Below are 26,952 nucleotides of genomic sequence, written 5' to 3'. Positions count from 1 at the left end.
AAGTACCTACGGCCATTCGCGGGGTATACTCATCTGCCGGGCGTAGTGCTGGGTACACATTGCATGCAGCTGCTGAAGCAGACGATTCACATCCTGCGCGAAGTCTTCATAGTAGTCGCTGTTAAGCTTATCAAGACGGTTCAGCAGCGTCTTGGCTTTCTTCGTCATGTATACCGCGCACTTCTCGGTACGGGATGTATAGATACGGAGCGGCTCGGGCTGGTACTCAAAGAACGCGTTCAGCAGGTATAGGTTTAGCTCTATCTCGCCGTACTTGTCCTTGGTTACCTTCACGTGGTAAGCGATATCGCTACTCAGCGTACGCATATCCATCAGTATCCAACCGGGGGTATGCTGAGCCATCTGGGCCAGTCTTACAATTTTGCTTTTTATCTCCTGGCGTCTTTCCTGGGTCGTGCTGCTGTCTTCGATCAGCTCAAAGTACAGCCGGTCCGACAGGGCTTTGTCTTTACCGATAAGCCGGAGAAGCAGCTTATCTTTTTCTTTCGGAGGCATCTGAATGATAGCCTTTTTGAGCGCGTCATCAAGGGGCATGGGGGCGGGGGTACCGTTAGATAAATATACTACTGGTTATAAGGAATCATAAAGTACATCAACTTTCTTTATATCGGTCATATCCACACACACTATTCAAATCAAAGGCCATGTTTTTAATAAAAAAAAGAGAGCTAGCTCTGAAATCAGTCAGTGCTGTGGTAAGCCTACTTGTTTTTGCAGCATTTGGGCAAACTGTTTTAAAGAATACAGTTAACATGCCTTCCTATGATGACTATAATGCTACTATCAGCGTTATTCGTTCATTTTATTTCAACACGGTAGATGTAAAGCAACAACTGGCTGCACTATTTGATCCTCACAATGAACACCGTATAGTGTTATCACGCATTTCTGCCGTTGTTTATTATGGACTGTTTGATCAGCTCAACTTCGGTTCGCTCATCTTATACCAGAATTTCTACTTGCTCGGCACATTTGGTCTTATACTGGCTATTCTGAAGAAGATTCAAATTAGAGTCTGGCCTATATTGATCCCCGTAAGCTTTTTCTTATTTAGTCTTTCGTTCTGGCAGGTTGCCCTTTACTACTCATGCGGGATTCAGCACTATCCCGTAACGCTCTTTACCATGCTGAGCCTGTACTGGCTCCTATCTGCCCAGAGGGTAGGATCGTGGTATCATTTCGGAGCTGTACTAGCTGCCCTGATCGCGATTTTCTCCTTTGGCAATGGCATTCTGGTCATTCCGTTGGCCCTTCTTCTTTTATACCTGCAGAAGAAGTACCGGCTCATGCCGATCTGGATAGGCATGGCCTTTATGTACTTTCTATTACAAATGTTCAGCCATACTGGCGTTACACGTGACCTCTCCCTTTTCAGGATTGACTGGGCTATGCGGTTATTTTTTACGTACCTGGGCAGCTTTGTCTATGTAAGCTCATACGACTCTCCATGGCATTATTCGAACATTATCTTATGTATGGTGGTTGGTGCAGTAGTGTTTTATTACTGGTTAAAACTAGTATGGAATGGATATGCCTTTAGAAATCCTCTCCTGTTTTGTTTGTTATGTTTACCAATCCTTACAGGTATTCTCATTGCTATTTCCCGCTTCGACACCAAGGCGGCCGGTGGCATCGCACCCAGGTACATGTTTTTTACTACGTTCATTCCGATTTGGGTGATTTCAATTCTATATGATACCGGGAAACTAAAAAAAAACCTACTTTTGCCCCTATACCTGACAACTGGGCTGTTATGGTGCCTGAGTTATAGCACAAACTCAGTCTTGATTAAGGATTTTAATCAACAAAACAAAGAGACACTTTCAGCGTGGATGAAAGACAACAGCGTACCATTAGTCTATTTTGATGTTATCCATACACAAGCCCACGGCCAACTATTACAATGGGCTTTGACGCATCATGTATATCAGGTACCTCCGGAGCTTCTGGAAGAGCAGCAAATAACTACCATTGCGCAGTAGCATCCACGGCATAAACCCACTTCCTCTAACATAAACCTGACTTAAACGCAACCCGATATTAATTGTTATTTTAACCAACTCGTATGATTTCAGTGGCTATGTGTACCTACAACGGATCCAGGTTTTTACCTGAACAGTTGGAGAGTATCACCCGTCAAACTTTACCCGTAGATGAACTTATAGTATGCGATGATGGATCCCGCGATAACACTATAGAAATCATACGAGCCTTTGCCGAAAAGGCTCCTTTTCCTATACATATTTACCAGAATGAGTTAAATCTGGGCTCTACCAAGAATTTCGAGAAATGCTTGTTACTGTGCCGGGGCGATATCATACTGCTATGCGATCAGGATGATGTATGGCGCGAAGACCGGGTAAAAAAGCAGGTAGAGTACCTTAACGCGCACCCAAATAAGGATGCCGTGTTTTCGGATGCACTGATGATTGATGATAACTCTAAATCCCTGGGCAATACGCTATGGCAGGGTGTAGAGTTTGTAGACCACCAGCAGCAGAAATGGCTACAGGGGAAAGCTCATGAGATCTTGTTCAATGGCTACGTAGTGACAGGAGCTACAATGGCGATTAGACGTTCCTGCCTGCACCGCCTGCTTCCCTTCCCTACTCATATACCTCTGCTAATCCACGACGGCTGGATCGCTCTGGTGCTGAGCCTACAGGACAGAATTGGCTTTATTAATGAATGCTTGATTTCTTACCGTATGCACTCCAGCCAGCAGGTGGGGCTGGGGGGTAAACTAGAGCCGGTACGTATGCGCGACCGTTTGAAGCGGGACCGGGAGATAAAACTGGCTCCTATACGGGATAAGGCGGATGAACTGGAGAAAATTTACCTGCACCTGCGCGACTACCCCGATATCCCGCGGGAGAAGCTCATCAAACTGTTCCTACGGCTGCGGCACTATCAACGCCGTGCAACCCTACCCCGCAATCGGATACTTCGTATTTCGCCGGTACTGAAGGATGTAGTATCGGGGCATTACCGCTTTAGTAGTAAGCACTGGTGGCTACCTGCCCTGGGGGACCTGTTTGAATAAATCCGCTGCTTATAACCGTACATCACTCATAAGTACATTCCTTACGAATGAAATCGTCAAGCTCATCGCTGGTAGCAATTGTAATACCTATCTACAAAGCAGACCTGACCCAGGCTGAAAAGGCGTCCCTACGTCAGTGTCTGTCCGTGCTATCCGCCTACCCGACCATCGTGATCAAGCCGGCCAGCCTGCTGCTCAACAGCCTGGAGCAGGAGTATCCGGCTTTGCAGTTCCGGTCATTTGATGATAAGTACTTCAAGAGTATTGATGGCTACAACGAGCTTATGGTTTCGCGCTTGTTTTATGAGAGCTTCTCCGGGTATGAGTACATGCTCCTCTACCAGCTGGATGCTTACGTATTTAAAGATGAGTTGCGTGAATGGTGCGCCAAAGGATATGACTACATAGGCGCTCCCGGTCTTGAGCCTGCTGAACTTTTTAAACTACCGGCCAAAGCCGGCAATGAATACGCCAGGGTACTTAGTCAGCACCATCCGGTCCTGAACGGGGGACTGTCGCTACGACGCATTCCGGCACTGCTCCGGTACATCCGCATCTATAATCTGTTCTACACGCGCTGGCCCGGCAACGAAGACAAGCTCTTCTCGCTGGACGCGCGCCGTCTGGCTCCTATGAAGTTCTTTATCAAACTTCCCGCGTGGCAGGAGGCTCTGGCCTTTGCATTTGAGAAGAGCCCCGCCGCCAGCTATACTATCAATCATGAACAGCTTCCGTTTGGGTGCCATGCCTGGGAGCGCTACGACCCTGATTTCTGGAAACCTTTCATCCAGGTATAGCTCCGGCCCAAAAATTTTATTTAACTCTTTTCAGTACACTAAGTTACTCATACTGTCGTTCTTGCAATGTTTCCTTAGGTCGTAAACAAAGCCCCTGACAGCCATGAGTTTGAAAGCGATTACTATTGTACTGGGTCTGGTATGGCTCAGTATAGGAACCGCCATTGGACAGATCACCCAGCGTCCCCTAGTAGAAGAGCAGTATGCCCGCTACGTCCGTATCACGCGGGTAGAGCTGACCAGCCGCTACACCATTATTGATATGGAGTATAAGAGCGCCTACCCGGCCGATTTGTACCGGCTATTCCCCAACCGCCGTCTTGTTACCAACTACATCAGCATTGATCCGCGTAGTCGCCTGTATAAGCCCGGTAATACCACTAAGAAATATAGCTTTATACGGGCCGAAGGCATAGCCGTAGAACCGGAGCAGCAGGTCGTGTATCCGGGCGATGTAGTTAATTTCCGGGTGTACTACGAGCGGCTCGACCCGGGTATTGAGCTATTTGACTTCTTCGAAGGGCGTAATCCGGGGCAGGTTGAGTTCTGGAATTTCTACGGTGTACACATCAACAACCCACTGCGACCATCCGCGCCGGCCCAAAAGGCGCCGCCCAGAGAGGAGCCCCAAGACGAACCTCCACTGGCCAGTACTCCACAGCCTGGTGAGGCCCCCCGCACCAGAACTACCGCTCCTGTTTCCCTGAAAGGTACTGTCTACGACGCCTCCACCCGCCGACCCATCCCGGCCCAGTTGGCCTATGCTGATGGTGCTGACACCCTGCGTCTGGGTACTTCGTCGGGCAACTACCGCATGAGCCTGGCTCCGGAGCAACGCTATGCGCTTAGTGTTTCGGCCAAAGGGTACCTGAGTGCCTCAGCAGCGGTCAATCCGGCCGACTCTACGGGTAGTGCCGCGCTTACCAAAGACTTTTATCTCGTACCTCTGAAGGAAGGAGCCAGCATTACGCTCAACAACATCTACTTCGAGACGTCCAAGTTCGATCTGCTGCGGGAGTCGTACGAAGAGCTGGATCAACTCGTGGACATGATGCGTAGTAACCCGAGCCTGCAGGTACGGGTGGAGGGACACACCGATAACCTCGGCGATTTCGACAAGAATCTCGAGCTATCGCGCCAGCGTGCCAGTGCCGTCCGCGACTACCTCATCAATAAAGGCATAGCCTCCAGCCGGGTGGAAGCCAAGGGCTACGGATCTACCCGTCCCGTCGCGAAAGGTACCTCAGAACAGGAGCGCCAGCGTAACCGAAGGGTGGAGCTGGTGATCGTGAAGATTTAGAAAATGTCTTAAAAATAAGGCCAACCATCAGACAACAGCGGGAAGTTCGTGCAGTGAGCTTCCCGCTTATTATTGGTTACCTTTGCAGCCATTACCTGTTTTGTCTTTATACATTAAAAAGTCTGTTACTGATTACTTCATGAACTACGTAGAATTAAGCCTGACCATCACCCCTGACTACACGGATATACTCACCGCCGAACTGGCCGAAGTTGGATATGAGTCTTTTGTTGAAACCGACGAAGGGCTGAATGCCTATATTACAGAGGACCTATTTGACGAGGCGGCTCTTGAGGCCGTCATAGCCAAATACCAGATCTTCACTGCAATAGCTCATTCATGGAAAGCGTTAGAGAAAAAGAATTGGAATGAAGAGTGGGAACGCAGCTATGAACCCATTGAGGTAGGTCGGGCCGTACGGGTTCGGGCTCAGTTTCACGAGCCGGACGACAGCTTCACCTATGACCTGCTGATTACACCCAAGATGTCGTTCGGTACCGGGCACCACGCTACTACCTGGCTGGTGATGAACGAGCAGCTCAGCCTGCCGCACACCGGACTTGACATCATGGATGTAGGATGTGGTACGGGTATACTGGCCATATTGGGTCGTAAGCTGGGAGCTAAGAGTATTGTGGCCTTTGATATTGATGAGTGGGCAGTAGAGAACTCGCGTGAGAACTTTGCCCTGAATGGGGTAGAGCAGGACGCGGAGGTATTTCAGGGTACCATTACAGATGTACCGCTGGAGCGGCAGTTTGGAGGTATACTGGCTAATATCAACCGGAATATTCTGCTGAGCGAGATCACCCACTACGTACAGCATCTGCTACCCGGCGGCTGGTTGGTGGTCAGTGGATTCTATGAGATGGATGAGCCGGATATCGTGCAGTGCGCGCTGGAAAATGGCCTTACCAAAGTACGAACCGATACCCGTAATGAGTGGGCTACGGTGGTTTTTGAGAAAACAAGCTAAGAAAACTGTGAATAGGGTTATATGAAGTTATTTCGCCTTTGTCTGTTTGGATTGATCTTTCTTACGGGTAGTACCGTATGGGCGCAGGGAGTCCGGCTATCGGACGATCCGGGGCAGTTTATAGTGGATGCCAAAAAGCTGATGGAAAGCAGCCGGAACCCGGCCTATGCCAAAGCGGCTCAGGATCTGGAAAGTATCTGGATGAGCTCACTCAATACGACCCAGCAGAAGGAGTTTGTGGGGCTGATGCGGCGGCTAGCCGCCAAAGGGCAGAAAGCCGGACCGGTGTTCTACCTCCTGATGCGCAACCTGCATTCCATCACCACCCAGCAGGGAGATATTAATGGCTTTATGATCATGGTGGATAAAGCCAGTGATACCTACGATGCCAAATCACTTCAGAAACTACTCGAAACAGCTCAGCTTATCATAGAGAAGAAGCAACTCTATACTTCTAACTTCAGCAAACTGTACCTGACCGCAGGCCAGTACCGCTTCCGGTTTGATGAAACCGCGCCCGCCGCCGCCACCACGGACGCCAAAGCGGCCGCTCCGGCCAATGATGGCTGGGACCTGCCCGCCGATTCGGTACTGATTGATACCAAAGCCAAGCCCATACCTACCCTTACGGGTGCTCTGCTGGACTTACAGGATGCCAGCTTTGCAATAGTTACTGCCAATGACTCCATCGCTTTCGGTCCCAGTACGGGTAGTGTCTCTCTTAAGGAAGGTACCTTCGTAGGTAAAGGAGGCAAGTTTGCCTGGGAAGGAGATCAGGGAATCCATATCGACTTCGATGAGTACTCTTTTCAGCCAGCTAGTCCTAGCCTGACCATTGAAAACGCCACGCTCCACTACGACAGCAAGCTGACCAGCCCGGTCAAGGGCAAGTTTGAGTTCAGAAGTGTACGTCGTGCGGCCGGAAAGCCTTCTACCTACCCCCGTTTTGTGTCGTACCGCAATGATGCCGTCCTGCGAAATAGCAGCAAGAGCCTGCTGTACCGGGGAGGTTTTGCGATGGCCGGTAATAGCATATACAGCACTTCGTTGAGCAACGAGCCCGCTGAGATTTCCGTCACCTTCAACAACAAGCCCGTTTTTAGGGCCAGCAGCCGCCGCTTTGTACTTAATGACTCGGTGGTTACGGCTCAGCTCGCTGAGTTTTCGATGCCGCTGGGTACTGACTCCATATACCACTCCGGCGTACGTTTTTATTATAGCGACGGAGCCGGACAGCTTCGCCTCGAACGCGCGGATGGTACTCCCTACGAAAGTATCCCCTACATTGACAGCTACCATAAGATGAATATATGGGCAGAAGCCATGCGCTGGCACCTGCCCAACGAGAAGGCCGAGTTTTATATGATTGCGGGGAAGAAGGTGGTACCGGTCAAGCTGGAATCATTTGACTACTTCAGACCTCAGCGTTTTCAAGCTATGACGGAGGAGTTTGGCTTTCAGCCCCTGATCATGGCGGCTAGTTTCTCCCAATCTCAGAAAAGACAGACATTCTCTCCACATGACCTGGCCAACCAGTTCAAAAAAGACCCGGTGATCATGCGCCAGGCACTCGAACGGCTTACCCTTCAGGGCTACTTCCAGAAGGATAAAGCGAGCGAAGAGTACCGGTTGAGCCGTAAGGGCATTATGTACATCCTGGCCAATATGGACAAGAGCGATTATGATAATTTCCTGATCAACTCTCAGTTCCAGGCCAACAGCGAAATAGCCAATGCTACCATTAACCTGAAAGATACTCTGATGACCGTACGCGGTGTGGAGCGTTTTGTGGTGAGCGATTCTTTAAAGATCGTCGCTGTTCCATCCGATAAGCAGGTAGTGATAGGTCGCAACCGCGATTTTACTCTGAATGGTCAGCTCAAGTCTTCCAAGTTCCGCTTTGCCGGGCAAAATCTTAAATTCAACTATGACCAGTTCTTTGTTAATCTAATTCAGGTTGATTCCATTACCTACACGCCTCAGGAGCAATATGCTAAAGGATTAGCCAACGAGGTGGGGGGGCATATCAAATACGATAAAGGAGGTACCTTCTACCTGAATGATCCCAAAAATAAGTCAGGACGGCAGAAGAATACCAAGTCCCCCCGCATGGTCATACCGGAGGGTATCACGGTATTTTTCGATCAGCCTACCCGGGCAGTGGCTTACAGCCGGGAAGTATTCTTTAAGATACCCAAACTGGATGCCGACAGCCTCGATCAGCGGGATATTACCTTTGTAGGTACCTTTGAATCAGCTGGCATCCTTCCTCCTCTGAAAACCCTACTGAAGACAATGCCCGATAACTCCATGGGCTTTGAGTACAAGCCGACGGCCGAGGCGCTCAAACTCTACGGTGGAAAATCCACGGTAAAGCTCACGGATAAGCTGGTAATGAATAGTAAGGGGCTACGGGCGCCGGGTATTATCAATCACTTGTCCGCTTCCATACCTACCGAGGAGATATTCTTTACTCCTGACTCGCTGATGGCCTCCGGTGCTACCGCCAGTATAAAGGAAGCTGCTGTTGGTAAAGCCTACTTCCCGAGCGTAGAGTTGAAAAACTATACCATGCGCTGGTTTCCCAAGGTCGACAGTATGTTTATTGACACCAAGGGCAACTTTTTTAACTTTTATAAGGGTAGTACCCAGCTGGAGGGTGGCCTGTTGCTCCGCTCGGCAGGGCTATATGGTCATGGAAAGCTTAAGCGCTCTGATGCCGAACTCACCTCCAATGACATCAAGTTCAATAAGGAAGGCTTCCTGGCTAATCAGGCCCAGTTTACCATCAAAGATGGTCAGCAGCAGTCGTTTCGCCCGATACTGGTAGGCAATAATGTAGATGTGGATTTCAATGTAGCCAAAGGCCAGGTAGAGCTTACTACTAATACGGAGGGATTTGAAGCCGACTCATCCGGAATGGTATTCCCCTACGCGGCCTACCGTACTTCTATTAACAAGGCCCGCTGGAACATCAACAACAAAACCATAGCCATGAAAGGTGATATAGATAACTCTACCTTTACGGCCATGGCTTCCGATCAGGAAGGACTTTCGTTTAATGGATCGGCCGCTCTGTATGAGGTAGAGAAGATGACACTCAACATCAGTGGCGTCCCCTATATCCGTACAGCCGACGTGAAGATTATCCCGGAAAAGGGAGTAGTCAGTATCCGACGTAACGGAGAGATGCTTCCCCTGAAGAAAGCGCGTATTGAGATTGATACCCTCAATAGCAGCCACCGGCTCAAAGATGCCGACATCCGCATTACCTCCCGGAACCATTTTGAGGGATCGGCTACGTACCAGTACGTCACAGCTCAAAAGGATACTTTCGCTATCAAAATGCAGAACTTCGAGCTGCGTGAGCTGAGTAATACAGAGGTTGCTAGCAACAGGAAAGGTCGTCAGACTGCCCCCGCGCTAACCGCCGAGAAAGTATACTATACAACCGCCCGGGCCGAAGTATCCGAAAACCAGCGTATGCTGCTCTTCCCGGGTATACAATATAAGGGCGGTGTACAGCTAGTCTCCTACCAGCCCGCCCTGCAGCTCGATGGTTATATTCGTCCCATGCTCAAGAAACGCCCCGGGCTGATGAGCTCGTGGATTCCACTTAAGGAGACACCCGACCAGGAGGCCATCACCATTAAAGTAGATAAGAACCTGAAAAATGAGGTGGAAGAGCCCCTGTTTGCCGGCCTTCACTACCGCGCCGGCGGAGGTATGTACCTGACGTTCCTTTCGCCCAAGGAGTCCAGCAGTGACCAGGATATCTACAGTGCCCAGGGCACCATGAACTACGATGCTGAAAGTAAGTCATTGCAGATTATGCCTCCGGCCGGATCTGACGATCTGGTCAACGAGGCACTGGCTTTCCGATTCAACGATCAGAAAGGCCTGGCTACGTTTGCCGGTCCCCTTAAGTTTACGGCCTCGGATTTGATTAAAGGGTCCGGATTGGCCGAAGTGCAGGTAGATAGCCTCCGCTACCGGTTCAATACTATGCTACTCCTGAACCTGCCGGTGCTGACTCCTGTGCTAACCCCACTGGCTACGAAAATTGTACAGACCAACCTGGATGAACAGAATAGTGACCCGGCTGAGGATGATCCCGCACGACTAAGTACTAAGCTGGCTGCGATAATCGGACAGCCCACCGCTGATGCTTACTTCACCAAGATAGCCGCCGAGTACAAGCCTCTTTTTGAAGCCTCGTCGGCTCTGGATGTTCCTATTGTCCTTTCCAACGTCAATATGCACTGGTCCGAAAAGCACGGCGCTCTCTATTCATTGGGTAAAATAGGCGTATCCAATCTGGGACGTAATGATGTAAATGCCCAAATGGAAGGTATGCTTGAGATCAGACGTACCGACAGTGGCGATGAATTTAGCCTATACCTCGAAGCCTCCCCTGATGTATGGTACTTCTTTGATTATTCGCAGCAACAACTGGGTGTAGTTTCTTCCGAAATAGAATTTAACGATCAGGTACTGGCTAAGTCACGCAATGCCAAGTCTAAAGATATGGCACTTGTTTCACTTGGTCCCGAAGAGAAGGCCATGTTTACGGACAGGTTCTACGACTTTTATCAACCTGCTTTGAAAAAAGCCAAGGTGGTCAAAGCTGCCCAGAAAAAAGAAGCACAGAAAAAACCGGTCAAAAAGAAGGAAGAAGCCGCAGAAGGATTCTGATTTATAGATAGTTAGGCAGCAGCGTGAATTATTTCGAAGTAAACAAAGTTTATTAAGCAGAGTCCAACTCTTGTATATTGTAGCAATAGTGTTATTTTTGGCTACAAGCTCGAAAAAGAAGTACAATTTTTATTGATTAAATACAATTTTGATGAGTGTCTCGTTGCTGCTATTGACAATTCTCGGAGCCTATCTGTTAGGTTCTATCCCAACGTCGGTGTGGTACGGCATTGGTTACTTTGGAATAGACGTCCGTAAACACGGAAGCGGAAATGCCGGAGCCACTAATACTTTCCGTACCCTTGGTAAGAGAGCCGGTACAGTAGTAATGCTCGTTGATGTCATGAAGGGTTGGACCGCTACCCTGCTGGCCCCGTTGTTGTATTTCTTCGGTGCCATTGGAGAGGGAGACATCTTGAGTTACAAGATACTTTTTGGAATTATAGCTATCTTTGGGCACATTTTCCCTGTGTTTATTCGTTTTAAAGGTGGAAAAGGAGTTGCAACGTTGTTAGGTATGGTACTGGCAGTGCACCCTGAGCTGGCGCTGGTTTGTATCACGATTTTTATCCTGACGCTGATAGCTTCGCAGTACGTTTCGCTGAGTTCGATGCTGGCAACACTGGCATTCCCGGTGCTGTCGCTGATGGGTGTTTTCGGTCAGGCCGAAACCCTGCTGATTGTATTTGGTTTTGCCATGTTCCTATTGGTAGTAGTGACACACCAGAAAAACATAGTTCGTCTTTTAAATGGCAATGAGAGCCGTGTGAAGCTTTTCAAAAGCCACAAAGATAACTCGTAAGCCTTACCATAAATCATCTGTGAGCCCCTGGAACCTATGGTTCTAGGGGTATTTTTTTTAACTTCGTGGCTCGCCTCTGTAGGCTTTTATACTTCTCACCACTACTAAAAACTATGCAAAACTACATAGAGCAAAACCGCGATAAATTCCTTAACGAGCTGCTTGATCTCCTGCGCATTCCTTCTGTTAGTGCCGATTCCAAATTCAAGGACGATGTACGTCGTGCCGCTGAGTATGTCCGTGATCGCATTCAGGAAGCCGGAGCTGACCGTGCCAAGATATTTGAAACGCCCGGGCATCCGATCGTTTACGGAGAGAAAATGATCGATCCCGCCGCGCCAACAGTACTGATCTACGGACACTACGACGTACAACCCGCTGACCCCTATGAGCTGTGGGATTCGCCCCCTTTCGAGCCGGTGATCAAGAACGAGCGTATCTACGCCCGGGGCGCCTGCGACGATAAGGGGCAGTTCTATATGCACATCAAGGCCCTGGAGACCATGCTAGCTACCAATAGCCTGACCTGCAATGTGAAGATCATGATTGAGGGTGAAGAGGAAGTAGGCTCTGACCACCTGGGCCAGTTCGTGAAGGAGCACGTTGATATGCTCAAGTGTGACACCATCCTGATCTCCGACACCAGCATCATAGCCAATGATGTACCTTCCATAGAGGTAGGTCTGCGTGGACTTACGTACCTGGAAGTAGAGGTAGTTGGTGCTAATCGTGACCTGCACTCGGGTGTGTACGGTGGTGCCGTGGCTAATCCGATTAATGTACTATGCGAGATGATCGCTTCACTAAAGGACGAGAACGGACACATCACCATCCCTGGCTTTTATGATAACGTAGAAGAGCTGTCTGAAGAAGAGCGTAAGGCGATGAACGAGGCTCCATTCAGCCTGGATGAGTACAAGAAAGACTTACATATCGATGACGTAGCCGGCGAAGCAGGCTATACGACCATTGAGCGCACTTCCATTCGTCCTACCCTGGATGTTAATGGAATATGGGGCGGCTATACAGGTGAAGGTGCCAAAACGGTACTTCCTTCTAAGGCCCACGCCAAGATATCGATGCGCTTGGTACCTAACCAGACTGATAAGGAAATTGAAGCGCTATTTACTAAGCATTTTGAATCCATCGCCCCGGCCTCGGTAAAGGTGAAGGTAAAGCCCCACCACGGCGGCCTTCCCTACGTCAATCCTACTGATTCGGTGGAATACGAAGCGGCTTCGCGAGCCATGGAAGAGTCATTCGGCAAGAAGCCCATCCCTACCCGCGGCGGCGGAAGTATACCCATCGTGGCGTTATTTGAGCAGGAACTGGGTGTAAAGAGCATCCTGATGGGCTTTGGGTTAGACATTGACGCCCTGCATTCACCCAATGAGAGCTACGGCCTGTTCAACTACTACAAAGGCATTGAAACCATTCCGTTGTTCTTTAAGCACTACGCTGAGTTGAAGAAATAGCCTTTAGTAGTTAATTCATAAAGAAAAAGCACAGGTCTACCGCCTGTGCTTTTTCTTTGTAATTCTTATATAAAGCTACTGATTACATTTTGCCTGCAATCCAGTACATTTAAGGTAGATTATCAGAAATGGCCGTTACGATTCAGGACTCGTGGAAAACAGGTTTAAACCCACATATAAGGACAAGTTCTTCATCCTGCTCTTTATAGTCATAGGCGTTATCAATATCTACATCGCCTACGGACAGTTTCGGCTTAACCGAAAGTACCTGTCGGCACTAACGCTTGATACATTTGAAGTTATCTGTGCCTGGCTGGCGGTCCGGTACATTATACGCAGGCTTGATTATAGGTACCCTTATCAGAGGAACGTTCTACGGCGGGTACTACTCCAGCTGGCGCTTACCACAGTGGCGTCCCTGTCTATATTGATCTTCCTGACCGAAAGCATCAACTACCTGCTAACTGATAAACCAGTCCCCCGCGAAGTGTACACGCACCATCTGTGGGTATTCCAGATCTGGCTGCTGGTCATCAACGGTATTTATATTGCGATGTACTTCTGGCAGTGGTCTAAGCATCTGGAAGAAATAAAGCAGAAGCCGGACCTCCCCAAGGCCACGCTTCTGACTAAGTTGGGAGGCCGAAGTACCATCGTACAGCTGGCTGATATTCGCTACTGTGCCATTGCCGATGATCTGACCCTTATTGGTGCAGTGAATGGCGAGATACATCTGGTTGAGAAATCACTGGAACAACTGGAGCAACTACTACCTGCAGACTACTTCTTCCGGGCCAACCGGCAGTACATCATCCACCGCGAACTGGTAAAATCCATCGAGCGCATTGAGAATGGTAAAATCAATATCCTGCTGCATCCTCTCCCAAAGCTACCCGAGGCAGTCACCATGAGCCGCACCAAGGCACCCGCCTTCAGGGAATGGCTGAAACTAGCCGTCGCTTAGGCTACAATTCAGGGTATAAAATACGACAGTTCGGCCAAAAAGGCTCCTCCTGCTTTGTAAAGGGATTTTCTGTACTCCTACCTTTCGGCCAGCATTAGAACTGCTGTAATACATATCAAGTACCTCATTCATTTCAAAGCCATGAAAAAAATCACTTTAATGCTAGCCATATTCTACTGGATATGGACTACTACCTATGCCCAACAAGTTCCCCCCACCCGGGCTGAGATCGACGCCTTCATCAAGAAAGAAATGGCTGAGACCGGCGCACCCGGTATGGCCGTAGCGGTAATCAAAGACGGCAAAGTCCTCCACGCCGGTACCTACGGTATCGCTAACGTGGAGTGGAACCAGCCCGTGAAACCTAATACGCTATTCCATATTGCCTCCTCTACCAAGCTATTCACCTCCACCCTTGTGATGAAGTGGCTTCAGGAGGGGAAGATCCGGTTGAATGACCCTATCAGCCGGTACACGCCCGATAGCCCGACGGCTTGGAAGGATATTCAGATCAAACATCTGCTCTCACACGAGTCGGGTATCCCCTGGCCTCAGGGTAACAACACCCGCATTCAAACCAGTGAGCAGTTGGTAGCGGCACTAAAAGACTCTGCGCTGGTGTTCCAACCCGGTACCAAAGAATCCTACATGAACGGCGACTTCTTTGTCCTGCAGTACATCCTTGAAAAAATCGGAGGAAAGCCCATAGAGCAGTTGCTGAAGGAGGAAGTATTTATGCCTCTGCAAATGACAAACAGCGGATACGATATGGAAACGCGGGGGGTACCCTTACAACTCATGGAGCCCCTGCCAAACAAATCCCAGATATTCACCAAAGGCAAGACACACCCACTCATTTTTAAGAATATCTACACCCAAACCTCCTACGCCTCGGCGGGTCTGTATCTGTCGCTGGAAGATAGTATTAAATGGGCGACAGCGGTTGATATGGGCACCTATATTCGTCCTGATGTATTGGCGCTGATTAAGGACAAAATGCCGCTGATGCAGGATAAGAAACGGGCATTCTCTATAATGGGCTGGACCTGGGAGGAAAATGCCGGCCACCTGATGGTAGGCCACAGCGGCGGCCCCGGCCTCGGCGACATACTACGGCTTCCCGACCAGAAGCTGACCATCCTGGTACTCTGCAACTACGCCGATATGCTTCCCTACATGGCCGAAGCCATTGCCCGACTATATGTAAAGGATCTGGTACCTCCCCAAATAGCCAGGACCTACGACCGGGGGCTGGTAAAGTAGAACTTAGGGAGTTAATGAATTTAGGGTTTATGAGTACATGAGAAAGGCGGAGCTTGCTGCTCCGCCTTCTAATCTTTCACTGCATATACTGCTTATGTCATCGCTCAAACCGTACCCAATCCACACTGGCGAGTGGAGCGTCAGGCTCTTCCTTTCGGACGAAGACAAAGTACAGATTGTGCTTTCCGGCGGGTGCTTTGAGCGGAGCCATCGCATCTTTGAACTCCTTCCAGTCGCCGGTCGGTTTCAGATCGAAGGTACTGATGACAGGCCCCGTGGGCGAGCCTGTATGTACCTCTACCTTCGCGTCCTTATTCGGGGAAGAGTACCGGTAAGTCAACTTCTGAATACCTTTCAGATCTATATTTCTAAGCATAAAGTATGATTGATCTTTGATGGCGCTCAAAGCGGTACGCTGCTTTCTGATCTGGTAAAGAGTATCCGCTTCCTCGGCCTCAACAGTAGCCGGGCGAAGTATCAGAGATGTACTGCTGGTAAGAGGCTGGATGGCACCCCCTTTATCCGTATAAGAGGCTGTCAGTATATATACTCCCTGCTCTTTCTGTCCTATATGCTCCTTAAGTACCTTGCTGCCTTGCGCGGGCAAGCTTTGCTGCGCCTGCTGATCACCCAGGGATAGTACGTACTTCACAATTTCGGTTGATTCATCGCGCGATAGCTGGGGGTGAGCGTTCATGGCTACTTCACCCCACACGCCACCGCCGCCCGTTATGACCTTGTTGGCCAGGCGTGACAGCGCACTCTTGTCGCCCCGGTACTTGCGCGACACATCCGCGAAGGCCGGTCCCACCGATGGTTTGTCTACCTGGTGGCAGGCTTTGCAGTCGCTCTTGGCCATCAGGCTCCTGCCCAGGTCAAACTGATCTGTGAATTCCTGGTGCCCGATCAGCGGCTCCTGCCCGGCTAGTTTGGGTATGTAGCTGAGCTTTACCTTCACCTTCTTGGGATCAATGACCTTATCTTCATTATCCTTCACCTTCACCGAATACACCAAAGGTGCATTGTCAAAGTAGAAGGTGCTGTTGCTGGTGGTATTGATGGCTACCTGCGGCAGCGTATTCCCCACCCGGATCAGCAGGGTATCCACACCACTGGCCCCGGCCGGATCGGTAATCTTAACGGTTACGGGGTAGATACCATTCTTGCGGAAGGTATAGGTAGGGTTCACCTCCGTAGAAGCTACCTTACCTCCCTCAAAGCGCCACTCGTACTGGAGTTTGTCTTTATCATAGTCATAGCTCTTACTACTGCTAAATGCTACTGTCAGCGGAGCCAGTCCAATGGTATCGCGGGCGGTGACCCTGGCTACCGGAGCTCGGTTGCCGGGGTTATAGTCGATACGTACCAGCCTGGCATCTTCGTTGTCTATGCCGTAGACGGAGCCATATTCCAGTATGTACATAGCACCATCCGGACCGAATTCCATATCGATAGGGCGGCGGAAGTCGCCGGTCAGGGACATGAACGGTTCCAACTTCTTGACCTTGTATTGCTCGTCAAAATGTACCGCAAAGACCCAGTTACGCATCCACTCCGTAATGAAAAGTACCTTATCGTAATGCGCCGGAAAATTTACTTTGGAAGAGGAGGCTGCATCGAAATGATAGACTGGACCAGCGATAGCGCTTCGCCCTCCGGTACCCAGCTCAGGAAAGTCTGGTGACTGGGCATAGGGGTACCAGATCATAGCCGGCTGAGCCGGTGGCAGATTCTGAATCCCTGTATTGTTAGGTGAGTCATTGACCGGACTGGCCGGGTCAAACCTGGCTCCTACGGTATTGGTAGCAAAGTTGAAGTCGTGGTAGGGTATATTGGGACCGATGAAGTAGGGCCAGCCGAAATTACCAGCTTTGCGAGCCTGGTTGAACTCGTCGTAGCCTCTAGGTCCCTGAATACTGTCCTTACCCGCATCGGGACCGATCTCACCCCAGTACAGGTACGATGTCGCGGGATCAATGGTAATGCGGTAGGGGTTACGGCAGCCCATAGCATAGATTTCAGGCTTGGTAGCTGGGGTACCTTTAGGAAATAGATTCCCCTCTGGAATGGCATAACCTCCCTCCGGCAGTGGCTTGATGCGAAGGATCTTTCCGCGTAGGTCATTGGTATTACCGGCCGACCGCTGGTCATCAAACAATTCGCGCCCCGGCCGCTCGTCCAGCGGGGAGTAGCCACTGGATGCAAAGGGACTGGTGTTATCACCCGTAGAGATATAGAGGTTCCCCTGCGGGTCAAAGGCCAGTGAGCCGCCCGTATGTCGGCTGATCTCGTAGTCAATGGGTATTTCTATGATTACTTTCTCCGATGCCAGGTCCAGGGTACCATCGTCGTTGAGCCGGAAGCGCGACACTTGCTGCTTGGGCGTATCTGAGATGGGTGTATTATAGAAGTAGATGTAACGATTCTCCGCGAACTTCGGGTCCAGCGCCAGCCCGATGAGGCCATTGCCGTACTTAGTCTCCCAGTACACCGGAAACTCCCGCACCAGACGGGTTGCCCGCGTCTTAGGATCATACATATAGAATCCGCCCTTGCGCTCGGTGAAGAAAACACGTCCATCCGGCGCCACGGCCAGTTCCATCGGCTCATTCAGATCATTAGTCAGGATGGTTTTGGTGAATCTATTTTCTTCGGGAGGAGTCGATTGACCTGCCTGTGTTGATTGGGCAGACGCAGCACTCCAGATGCCCGTCAGCAAAAGGAGGAGAGGAATCTTATAACGATGAGAACGAAGGGTAAGCATAAGCCTTGGAGGTTAGGAAATAAAGCAAAAATAGTCACAAATGCCTTTTCATTTGTGACTATTAATAAATGCAAAACCCCTTACTTTAGTATACAAATCAGATGACTTTCTGTCGCGACAGCTATTCCTTCCGCCACAGGCTGTCGGTGAAGTACTGGTTATGGTCATAGAAATGCTCCTCCACCCTATATCCACACGCCTGAGCCATGTTCTCTATTTCTGAAAGGGTGTACTTCTTGGAAAGCTCCGTTCGGATCATCTCATTCCGACCAAAGTGAAAGGTGGTTTGTAAAGCTCCTATACTTACCTCCTGCTCGACCAGGCTTACCAGCATACTCCGTACCTCTCCGTTAAACGGGTTATAAAAGCAGTAAAAATCAAAACCATCCACGGCAAAATCAGCATCCAGCTCCCGGTTCATGCGGTGGAGCAGGTTCAGGTTGAAAGCGCGGGTGATACCGTGCGGATCATCGTAGGCATCACGAACCACCTCCGGGGCCTTCTGCAGATCAAATCCAATCAGCAGCTTATCGCCCGGCTGCATGTGGCTGTAGAGCATTCCCAATAGCACCTTAGCATCATCAGGCTCATAGTTACCAATGTTACTTCCCAGGAACAGGAACAGATTGGAGCGTCCGCTGAAGTCCATGTTCTTCAGGATACTGAAGTAATCCCCCACTTCCGGCTGTACCTGCAGGCCGGGCAGGCTGGTATTCAGCTTTTGCTGAAGTTGCTGCATAGCTTCCTCCGAAATATCAATGGGGATATAGGTGAAGTCCACCTGCTGATGGACTAGGTACTTCAGCAGCTCCTGGGTCTTCAGGGCATCGCCCGCGCCTAGCTCCACAATATTAAAGGGTTCCTTAAATTGCAAAGCACTGGCAATATCCGCTGACTGCACCGACAGGATCTCCATTTCAGAGCGGGTCAGGTAGTACTCCGGCATCTCCATGATCTTCTGAAAAAGGCGACTTCCTTCGTCATCGTAGAAGTACTTGGACGATATATACTTCTCCCCAGCCGATAAGCCTTTCAAAACGTCTTCAGCAAAAGGATTCAGGCGTTGTTTTACGTTGGAATGCACAAGCATAATCTCTAGGTGTGTATAAATCTGATTTAACGAACAAGCCTGATACCCGTACACTGCCACTGCAGGTGCGGGTGAAAAAAGTTACGGTAGGTAGCCCGGCTGTGATGGGGTGAGGTAGCCGTAGAGGCTCCCCGCAGTACCATCTGATTGATCATGAACTTGCCGTTGTATTCCCCGATAGCACCGGGTGCCTTACTAAATCTGGGATATGGTAGGTAGGCGCTATGGGTCCACTCCCAGCGGGTACCCCACTGGAATTGCGACGCGGCTACTTCCCATTCAAACTCAGTCGGGAGGCGCATTCCTTTCCATTCGGCAAAGGCCATCGCCTCGTAGAAGTTAATGTGACATAGTATGTTGTCAGGCTCTACTTTCCTGAGACCGCTCAGGGTGTAGTAGTACCACTCGCCCTCTATATTATGCCAGTACAGGGGAGCTTTGGCATTATTCTGCTTCACCCACGACCAGCCTTCGTCCAGCCACAGGTCAAAGCGCTCATAGGCTCCATCTTTCATAAATTCCAGGTACTCGCCGTTCGTAACCAACGCCTTACTAATCTCGAAGGCTTCCAGATATACCTTGTGGCGGCCCAGCTCATTGTCGTAGCAGAAGCCCTGATCATTATAGCCAATGCCATATAGTCCCTCCTCGATAGATAAAATCCCTGTCTCTAGATTGGCCCGTTCGGTCAGCGTGTAGCCTTCGCTATATACCGGAAAAATAGGGTTATGACCCAGAATGTATTTCAGATCCGTAATAAGTAGCTCCTGGTGTTGCTGCTCGTGGTTCAGCCCCAGTAGTATGACTTCCTGCAGCTCGTCCGTAATCTTATCAGGCTGTAACAGCTCCTGCATAGCACTATCTACGTAGCGGCGGTACTCATATACCTCCTCTACTCCCGGACGCGTGATGTTGCCCCGGTCGGTACGCAGTACGCGGGTACCGACGTGGTTGTAGTAGCTGTTGAACAGGTAGCTGAAGTCCGGATGGAATCGCTGGTAGCCGGGCTGGTACTTACAAAGCAGAAATTCTTCGAAAAACCAGGTCGTATGCGCCAGATGCCACTTCGGCGGACTGATAAACTCAACGGGCTGCGGGATGTAGTCCTCTACTCGCAAAGGCTTACACAGCGCCTCGGTGTAGGTCCTTACACTACGGTACTGTTCCAGTAGGGTAGACTGTGAAGTAAGATCAGATACTGTATGGGACTCGTAGGTTGTTTGGAGAGAATCTATTTCTGCTTTCATTCAATAGCGCTGGTTGACAAAAAAAGTAGGTAGAAACTATGCAGGAGCATACGTTTCTACCTACTACAACCAATTACTTAAGCAGATGTTTATCAGCCTCTCCCAATTAGGATGGCCTTATTAACGCAGTTTAAGCGTCGCCAGGGTCATAATGGCCAGCATGATACCAATTACCCAGAAGCGGGTTACAATTTTGGATTCATGGTAGCCTTTCTTCTGGAAGTGGTGGTGGAGCGGCGACATCAGGAAGATACGCCTCCCCTCCCCGTATTTCTTTTTGGTATACTTAAAGTAGCTTACCTGCAGTATGACCGACAGGAGCTCGGCCAGAAACACACCGCACAGCAAGGGAATCATCAGCTCCTTTCGGATAGCCAGCGCCAGTACGGCTATGACACCTCCCAGCATAAGACTACCCGTATCTCCCATGAATACTTGCGCCGGGTACGCATTATACCAGAGAAAACCCACACAGGCCCCGACAAAGGCCGCACAAAATATTACCAGTTCTCCTGAGTTCGGTATATACATGATGTTGAGGTACTGCGAAAAACGGGCATTACCCGACAGATAGGCTAGTACTCCCAGTGTAAGCACAATAATAATAGAGGTTCCGGCCGCCAGTCCGTCAATACCGTCTGTGATGTTAGCACCGTTAGATACCGCCGTAATAATAAAAGTGGCAATAATGGTATAGATGATCCAGGTATACTCGTCGGGCAGTACCCCGAACAGCAGCGAGCTATAATCAAACTCGTTGTTCTTGATGAAGGGCAGGGTCGTAATAGTCGGGCTGATGATATCATGGTAGCGCTGTACCTCACCGATCGTAGAACTGGCTACGGGCTTATCATATACCCTGATCTTGACGTAATCATTGAAAGAGAGCGTCAGACCCACGATTAACCCCAGGCCCACCTGCCCTACTATCTTGAACATCCCTTTCAATCCTTCTTTATCGTTCTTAAACTTCTTGATATAGTCATCAATAAAGCCGATGAACCCGGTCCAGATGGCAGTAATGATCAGCAGGATAATGTATACATTAGAAAGCTTTGCAAAGAGCAGTACCGGTATGAGCAGACCCGCCAGAATAATAAGTCCTCCCATGGTAGGGGTACCCGACTTTTCCATCTGCCCCGACAGCCCCAGATCACGGATGGTTTCACCTACCTGTTTTTTGCGCAGATAATTGATCAGTCGTTTTCCGTACACGGCCCCAATCAGGAGAGACAGGAAGGTAGTACCTAGAGCACGAAAGGAAATATACTGGAATACACCTGCACCCGGAAAGTTGAATTGTCTGTCGAGGTATTCGAACAAGTAGTAAAGCATGGGTAATGAATCTGTAAGTAATAGTTGAGTAAAGGTGCTGTTTTAACCCCTAATAAAGTGAAACCACCTTTTATTTCTTAATCTTTTTTCGTTCTACTTTACCGAAGCATGGCTATTAAATGCTTCACGCAGGACTTCCCTATCGTCAAAATCGTACTTAACGCCCTTGATTTCCTGATAGGTTTCGTGGCCTTTTCCGGCTACCAGCACTATATCGTGCGGGTTGGTTCCGGAGCAGGCCTTATAAATAGCTTCACGCCGGTCCGGTATGACGGTTACTTTTTTGAAATCCAGCGGAGGTACCCCCTTCATCATCTGATCCAGGATATCCTGCGGATCTTCATGACGCGGGTTGTCCGAGGTCAGTATGACCCGGTTGCTGTACTTGCAGGCAATGGCCGCCATGTGGGGGCGCTTTTCAGCATCACGGTTGCCTCCGCACCCTACTACCGTTATAACCTGCTCATGCCCCTGGCGCAGGTGTGAAATAGTCTCCAATACATTTTCAAGGGCATCGGGCGTATGGGCATAGTCCACGATACCTACTACATCGGTGGACGAATGCATTTGTTCAAAGCGTCCGGCGGGGCTTTTCAGACTCGACAACTCCGTCAGCACCTCTCCGGGTTCTTCACCCAGCAGTACCGCCGCTCCATACACAGACAGCAGATTATAAGCGTTGAAGCGTCCGATCACCCGGAACCATACTTCCTGCCCGTTGATTTCCATGTGCATCCCCATCAGGGTATCCGACAGCATCTTGCCCCGAAAGGAGGCCATAGTCTGAAGGGAATAGGTTTCGATCCGGGCTTTGGTATTCTGCACCATCACGGAGCCCCGGCGGTCGTCAATGTTCACGAGGGCAAACGCATCGGCGGGTAGCTGATCAAAGAAGCCCTTTTTGGCAGCTATGTAGTTATCGAAAGTTTTATGGAAATCAAGATGATCGTGAGTAATGTTGGTGAAGATCCCCCCGGCAAATTTCAGCCCCGCGATCCGCTGCTGCACCACCGAATGCGAGCTTACCTCCATAAACACGTAGTTACACCCTTTGCGATGCATCTCCGCCAGCAGACGGTTCAGGTTAGGTGAATCGGGCGTTGTGTGGGTAGAGGGAATCACCTCATCCTCGATCTGGTTCTGTACCGTCGAGATTAACCCGCACCGGTAGCCCAGCCCCCTGAACAACTGGAACAGGAAGGTAGCTACTGAGGTCTTACCGTTGGTTCCGGTCACGCCCACCAGCCGGAGGTTGCGGGAAGGATATCCATAAAAAGCCGAGGCCATCAGCCCCATAGCCCGGGCCGAATCAAGTACCTGTATATAAGTAACATCCGCCTGGGTATCGGCAGGCAGTTCCTCACAAAGTATCGCTCGGGTACCTTGCGCAATAGCCGTAGCTATGTACTGATGCCCGTCCGTCTGGGTACCCCGGACGGCAACAAAAAGGCTATTAGTATCTGCCTTGCGCGAATCCAGTACTATTTCACTAATAGCCCGGTCAGTATTTCCTACTACCGTAGCATGAGGTACCTCCCGTAGTAATTCACTTAGTATTTTCTGGTTTTGATCTTCCATTCCGATTACTGTAATGTCAATAAGATGTTTTTCTGGCCCGATACCTTTGAGCCCGGCGGCAGCGACTGATCTACTACTTTACCGGCTCCTTTGAAGGATACCCTAAACCCTTTATTTTCCAGGATATACAGGGCATCACGCAAGGCCATCCCGCTCAGGTCCGGTACATCGGGTCGCTCTACCGGTCTGGCCTGCCAGCGCACATCACCCGCAGCCACAACCGTACCCTGTACCCACTCCTCACCCTCGGGCAGCGGCGTCAGATCCAGGGCTTTACTGATAGCTTTAAGTTCGGCACCTTTACCGACCCACTGTACCATTTTAGCCGCTTCAGTAGGCTTTCTGTGGATAGGCTTGTGCATAGTAATATCATACGCATAGATACGGTCGGCTATCTCTTTGAACACCGGAGCCGCCACACTACCTGCATACAATTGCTCCCGGCTAAATCCACGCGGACTGTCAATCACGACAATACAACTGTACTTGGGCTTATCGGCCGGAAAATAACCTGCGAAGGATGTAGAGTACCTCCCTACCATGTACTGACCATTGACCAGCTTCTGGGCGGTACCCGTTTTACCGGCTATGCGGTAGTGGCTGGCGCTGATATTACGGGCGGTACCTCGCTGCACTACCCCTTCGAGCATTTCCTGTACATTTCGGATGGTCTTGGGCGAGCAGAGCGGAACCTCTTCCACGTAAGGCTCCAGCTGGTCCACTACTTCTTCGGCACTACGAATCTGGCGTACCATCATGGGGCGTACCCAGTACCCGTTATTAGCCACGGCATTGTACAAAGTAAGCGTCTGTAAAGGGGTCATCTGAAGCTCATACCCGTACGACATAAAGGTAAGTGAGGTACGACTCCACTGCTTGGAAGACCGATCACGGATCAGAGGAGGCTTTTCGCCTTTCATATGAATGCCCGTAGGCGTAGTCAGATGAAACTTTTTCAGGTACTGCAGGTACTTGTCCGGCTGATGGTAGAAGTACTTCTGCATCAGTAGGTGTACACCCACATTGGAGGATTTTTCCATTACCTCTCTGGCGGTAATCTTACCGTGTCCGCCCCGCTTGGTATCCTCAATCTTCACTCTCCGATAGTGGACCAGTCCATCGCCTGTATCCACCCATTCACGATTAGGGTCCAGACCGGTTTCTTCCAGAACAGCCATCATGGTAGGCAGCTTAAAGGTAGAACCGGGGTCGGTGCTACCGGCCAGGGCATAATTAAATACCTCCCGATAGTCCTGATCGCTCCGCTTGGTAAGGTTTGCCATAGCGCGTATTTCGCCCGTAGCTACCTCCATCACTATAACACAACCATAGTCGGCCTGGTACTGCAGCAGCGTACGCCGCAAGGCCGACTCTGCCATATCCTGAAAGTTCATATCCAGGGTAGTGTACACATCAAGGCCAGGTTCAGGCCGTATGTTCAGTTCATCTCCAACGGGTATCCGTACTCCACCTTCTACGCGCTCCACCAGTTCTACTCCGTTGCGGCCCGACAGCTTCGTATCAAAACTGGCTTCTACACCTACCCAGCCTTTACCGGTACGTGGGTTAAGACCCCCGATGGTACGATCGGCCATGGGCATAAAAGGCTCATAGCGGCGGTACACGGTTTCAAATTTACCGCCTCCGCCCCCCTTTTCGCGACGGAAGAAAGGCCATGATAGTACCTTTTCACGCTCGAGGTAGCTGATTTCGCGGCTTTTGAGGCGCAGGTAGCGTGAGCGCTTACTACGGCGGATCGATGTGATACGTTGCCTGTACCGCTCCGCCGAATATTCGCCAAAGTTTCTTACCAGCAGATCAACCAGGTCATCAACATGTTCATTGAAATACTCTTCACTGGAAGCTTTTACGTCCAGTCCTACGTAGTAGTAGGGAAGAGAGGTAGCCAGCAGGCTCCCATCGCTGGAGTATATATTACCCCGCATAGCCGGTATGGTATCCAGCTTCAGGTCATTCTGCTCGGCGTAGGCCGACCACTTTTTGCCTTTGAAGGTTTCGTAAAACTGCACATGAATGAGCTTGGCAAACACCCCGACCGCAAATAACCCCAGAAAGAACGCAACAGTGCGAGCCCGGGTTATTAACGCCTGCTTATTGTTCTGGCCTCCTCCGTTACTGCTTTTCATGTTGTACTTATCTCTGCTGCTGATGTATCGGTGACAGGATAAGCTCCTGCCATTCAATCCTGATTACGTATTATTGATGTATCACCTACCGCTTTTGGTCCGGTGACTGGACTATGATCTTGTGCGGGGGCATCAGGTTTTCTTCCAGTCCCGACGCTTTCATTTTCTCAATGATCTCGGACTGTTTGCCGCTTTTCATGTATTCGGCTTTGATCGAAGTATACTCCGCACGCAAGTCTTCCACCTCACTTCGCAGCTTGATGCTCTTACGGACATACTGCTCTGACAAGTACCCAATCCGCTCATATACTACCAGTAGCAGCACCAGCCACCCCAGGTAGTAAAAGTACTTGACCGGTACACGCTCCTCCTTACCGGGCTCTTTATCTCCAAAGAACCGGTCCAGGGGCAGGAAGCGATTCAGCCAGTTGAATAGTTGATATTGCCGCCGGGGACGTGGTGGCTTAGGTTGTATTCTCCGCTTGTTTATTGCCATCCCTGTAATCTGTTACAACCTTACTCTTTCTTATTCTTCTCCAATCTTTTCAGCAACGCGCAACTTGGCACTGCGCGCACGCGGGTTACGGGCTACCTCTTCGGCCGTAGCTTCTACGGGTTTACGGGTAACGCCCCGCAGGGGTTTGATTTCATTACCGAAGAAATCTTTTTCCACCTCTCCTTCAAACTTCCCTTTGTTGATAAAGTTCTTGACGAGGCGATCTTCCAGCGAGTGATACGACATGACCACCAGCCGTCCGCCGGGCTTCAGAGCCTCCGGAATCTGCTCCAGAAACTCCTCCAGTACACTCAATTCGTCATTTACCTCGATACGCAACGCCTGAAATACCTGCGCAAAATACTTGTTCTCGCGGTGGCGGGGTGCGTAGCGCAATAGTATGTCCTTCAGATCGTTGACTGTCTCGATTGTCGTGTTGTGCCGGGCGGCAAAAATAGCCTCGGCCGCCGTACGGGCATTATGTACTTCGCCATAGCGCCCCAGGATACGCTGCAGATCCTCTACCGGATAGTCGTTAAGTACCTGCCGGGCCGTTTTTTCACCCTGCTGGTTCATGCGCATATCCAGTTCGGCCTCAAATCGCGTCGAGAAGCCCCGCTCCGGCGTATCAAACTGGTGTGACGAAACCCCCAGATCGGCCAGGATACCATCTACCTGTTCGGCTTTGTGGAGGCGCAGGTACCTGCGCAGGTGGCGAAAATTAGCGGGTATAAAGGTAAAACGGGGATCACCTTTCAGAGCGGCGGCGTTGGCAGCCGCATCAGCATCCTGATCAAATACAAGCAGACGCCCCGTAGTGAGCCGCTCCAGAATGGCTCTTGAATGCCCTCCTCCTCCGAAGGTCACATCTACGTACGTACCTTCGGGACTTATATTCAGTCCATTCAGGCATTCCTGAAGCATGACCGGATCGTGATAGCTATTCTGTATATCCATTC

19 protein-coding genes are annotated in these 26,952 nt (G+C 50.2%); 10 read left to right on the top strand and 9 right to left on the bottom strand.

All coding sequences use genetic code 11. From position 1 onward, the window contains the following. Positions 1-6: 6 nt before the first annotated feature. Positions 7-555 (bottom strand): hypothetical protein, encoded by a 549-nt coding sequence (locus JUB14_RS00940; RefSeq protein WP_207503663.1) that lies wholly within the window; start codon positions 553-555, stop codon positions 7-9. A 110-nt stretch (positions 556-665) separates the two neighbouring features. Here JUB14_RS00940 and JUB14_RS00935 point away from each other — a divergent pair, with 110 nt between their 5' ends. The 10 genes from JUB14_RS00935 (at position 666) to JUB14_RS00890 (ending at position 15,336) form a co-directional block, all read left to right on the top strand. Continuing rightward, entirely contained in the window at positions 666-2,003 is a 1,338-nt protein-coding gene (locus tag JUB14_RS00935) for a hypothetical protein (protein ID WP_207503661.1), read from the top strand. Positions 2,004-2,086: 83 nt separating this feature from the next. After that, complete coding sequence (locus tag JUB14_RS00930) at positions 2,087-3,064, top strand: glycosyltransferase family 2 protein (RefSeq protein ID WP_207503659.1); 978 nt, start codon at positions 2,087-2,089, stop codon at positions 3,062-3,064. Between the two features lie 47 nt (positions 3,065-3,111). Further along, a complete protein-coding gene (locus JUB14_RS00925) occupies positions 3,112-3,861 on the top strand; it encodes a DUF5672 family protein (RefSeq protein WP_207503657.1) in 750 nt (249 codons plus the stop codon). Positions 3,862-3,964: 103 nt separating this feature from the next. Beyond that, positions 3,965-5,161, top strand: a complete 1,197-nt coding sequence (locus JUB14_RS00920; RefSeq protein WP_207503655.1) for an OmpA family protein — start codon at positions 3,965-3,967, stop codon at positions 5,159-5,161. Positions 5,162-5,300: 139 nt separating this feature from the next. Beyond that, positions 5,301-6,137, top strand: a complete 837-nt coding sequence (gene prmA / locus JUB14_RS00915; protein ID WP_207503653.1) for a 50S ribosomal protein L11 methyltransferase — start codon at positions 5,301-5,303, stop codon at positions 6,135-6,137. Positions 6,138-6,158: 21 nt separating this feature from the next. Beyond that, complete coding sequence (locus JUB14_RS00910) at positions 6,159-10,832, top strand: hypothetical protein (RefSeq protein ID WP_207503651.1); 4,674 nt, start codon at positions 6,159-6,161, stop codon at positions 10,830-10,832. Positions 10,833-10,983: 151 nt separating this feature from the next. Beyond that, the gene (gene plsY, locus JUB14_RS00905; RefSeq protein WP_207503649.1) at positions 10,984-11,634 is read left to right on the top strand and encodes a glycerol-3-phosphate 1-O-acyltransferase PlsY; all 651 of its coding nucleotides are present in this window, start codon (positions 10,984-10,986) and stop codon (positions 11,632-11,634) included. Positions 11,635-11,747: 113 nt separating this feature from the next. After that, entirely contained in the window at positions 11,748-13,109 is a 1,362-nt protein-coding gene (locus JUB14_RS00900; RefSeq protein WP_207503647.1) for a dipeptidase, read from the top strand. Positions 13,110-13,260: 151 nt separating this feature from the next. Beyond that, positions 13,261-14,073: a LytR/AlgR family response regulator transcription factor gene (locus JUB14_RS27980; protein WP_207503645.1), complete on the top strand. Its 813-nt coding sequence runs from the start codon at positions 13,261-13,263 to the stop codon at positions 14,071-14,073. 141 nt (positions 14,074-14,214) lie between these two features. Further along, positions 14,215-15,336 (top strand): serine hydrolase domain-containing protein, encoded by a 1,122-nt coding sequence (locus JUB14_RS00890; RefSeq protein WP_207503643.1) that lies wholly within the window; start codon positions 14,215-14,217, stop codon positions 15,334-15,336. Positions 15,337-15,433: 97 nt separating this feature from the next. On the opposite strand, the gene JUB14_RS00885 is transcribed toward JUB14_RS00890, so the two are convergent. From JUB14_RS00885 to rsmH, 8 genes are all read right to left on the bottom strand, one after another. Next, complete coding sequence (locus JUB14_RS00885) at positions 15,434-18,100, bottom strand: PQQ-dependent sugar dehydrogenase (protein WP_207503641.1); 2,667 nt, start codon at positions 18,098-18,100, stop codon at positions 15,434-15,436. 121 nt (positions 18,101-18,221) lie between these two features. Next, entirely contained in the window at positions 18,222-19,190 is a 969-nt protein-coding gene (gene egtD, locus JUB14_RS00880) for an L-histidine N(alpha)-methyltransferase (RefSeq protein ID WP_207503639.1), read from the bottom strand. Positions 19,191-19,216: 26 nt separating this feature from the next. Further along, the gene (gene egtB, locus JUB14_RS00875; protein ID WP_207503637.1) at positions 19,217-20,437 is read right to left on the bottom strand and encodes an ergothioneine biosynthesis protein EgtB; all 1,221 of its coding nucleotides are present in this window, start codon (positions 20,435-20,437) and stop codon (positions 19,217-19,219) included. Positions 20,438-20,557: 120 nt separating this feature from the next. Beyond that, positions 20,558-21,772 (bottom strand): phospho-N-acetylmuramoyl-pentapeptide-transferase, encoded by a 1,215-nt coding sequence (gene mraY, locus JUB14_RS00870; RefSeq protein ID WP_207503635.1) that lies wholly within the window; start codon positions 21,770-21,772, stop codon positions 20,558-20,560. Between the two features lie 93 nt (positions 21,773-21,865). After that, entirely contained in the window at positions 21,866-23,350 is a 1,485-nt protein-coding gene (locus JUB14_RS00865) for a UDP-N-acetylmuramoyl-L-alanyl-D-glutamate--2,6-diaminopimelate ligase (RefSeq protein ID WP_207503633.1), read from the bottom strand. 5 nt (positions 23,351-23,355) lie between these two features. Then, a complete protein-coding gene (locus JUB14_RS00860; RefSeq protein WP_207503631.1) occupies positions 23,356-25,497 on the bottom strand; it encodes a PASTA domain-containing penicillin-binding protein in 2,142 nt (713 codons plus the stop codon). Positions 25,498-25,582: 85 nt separating this feature from the next. Then, positions 25,583-25,993, bottom strand: a complete 411-nt coding sequence (locus JUB14_RS00855; RefSeq protein WP_207503629.1) for an FtsL-like putative cell division protein — start codon at positions 25,991-25,993, stop codon at positions 25,583-25,585. Positions 25,994-26,023: 30 nt separating this feature from the next. Next, on the bottom strand, positions 26,024-26,950 hold the full coding sequence (rsmH, locus tag JUB14_RS00850; RefSeq protein WP_207503626.1) for a 16S rRNA (cytosine(1402)-N(4))-methyltransferase RsmH: 927 nt from the start codon (positions 26,948-26,950) through the stop codon (positions 26,024-26,026). Between the last annotated feature and the right edge of the window lie 2 nt (positions 26,951-26,952).

The organism is Telluribacter humicola (assembly GCF_017355935.1).
In the GTDB taxonomy this organism is placed as follows: domain Bacteria; phylum Bacteroidota; class Bacteroidia; order Cytophagales; family Spirosomataceae; genus Telluribacter; species Telluribacter humicola.
This window is presented reverse-complemented; position numbering and strand designations above follow the sequence as displayed.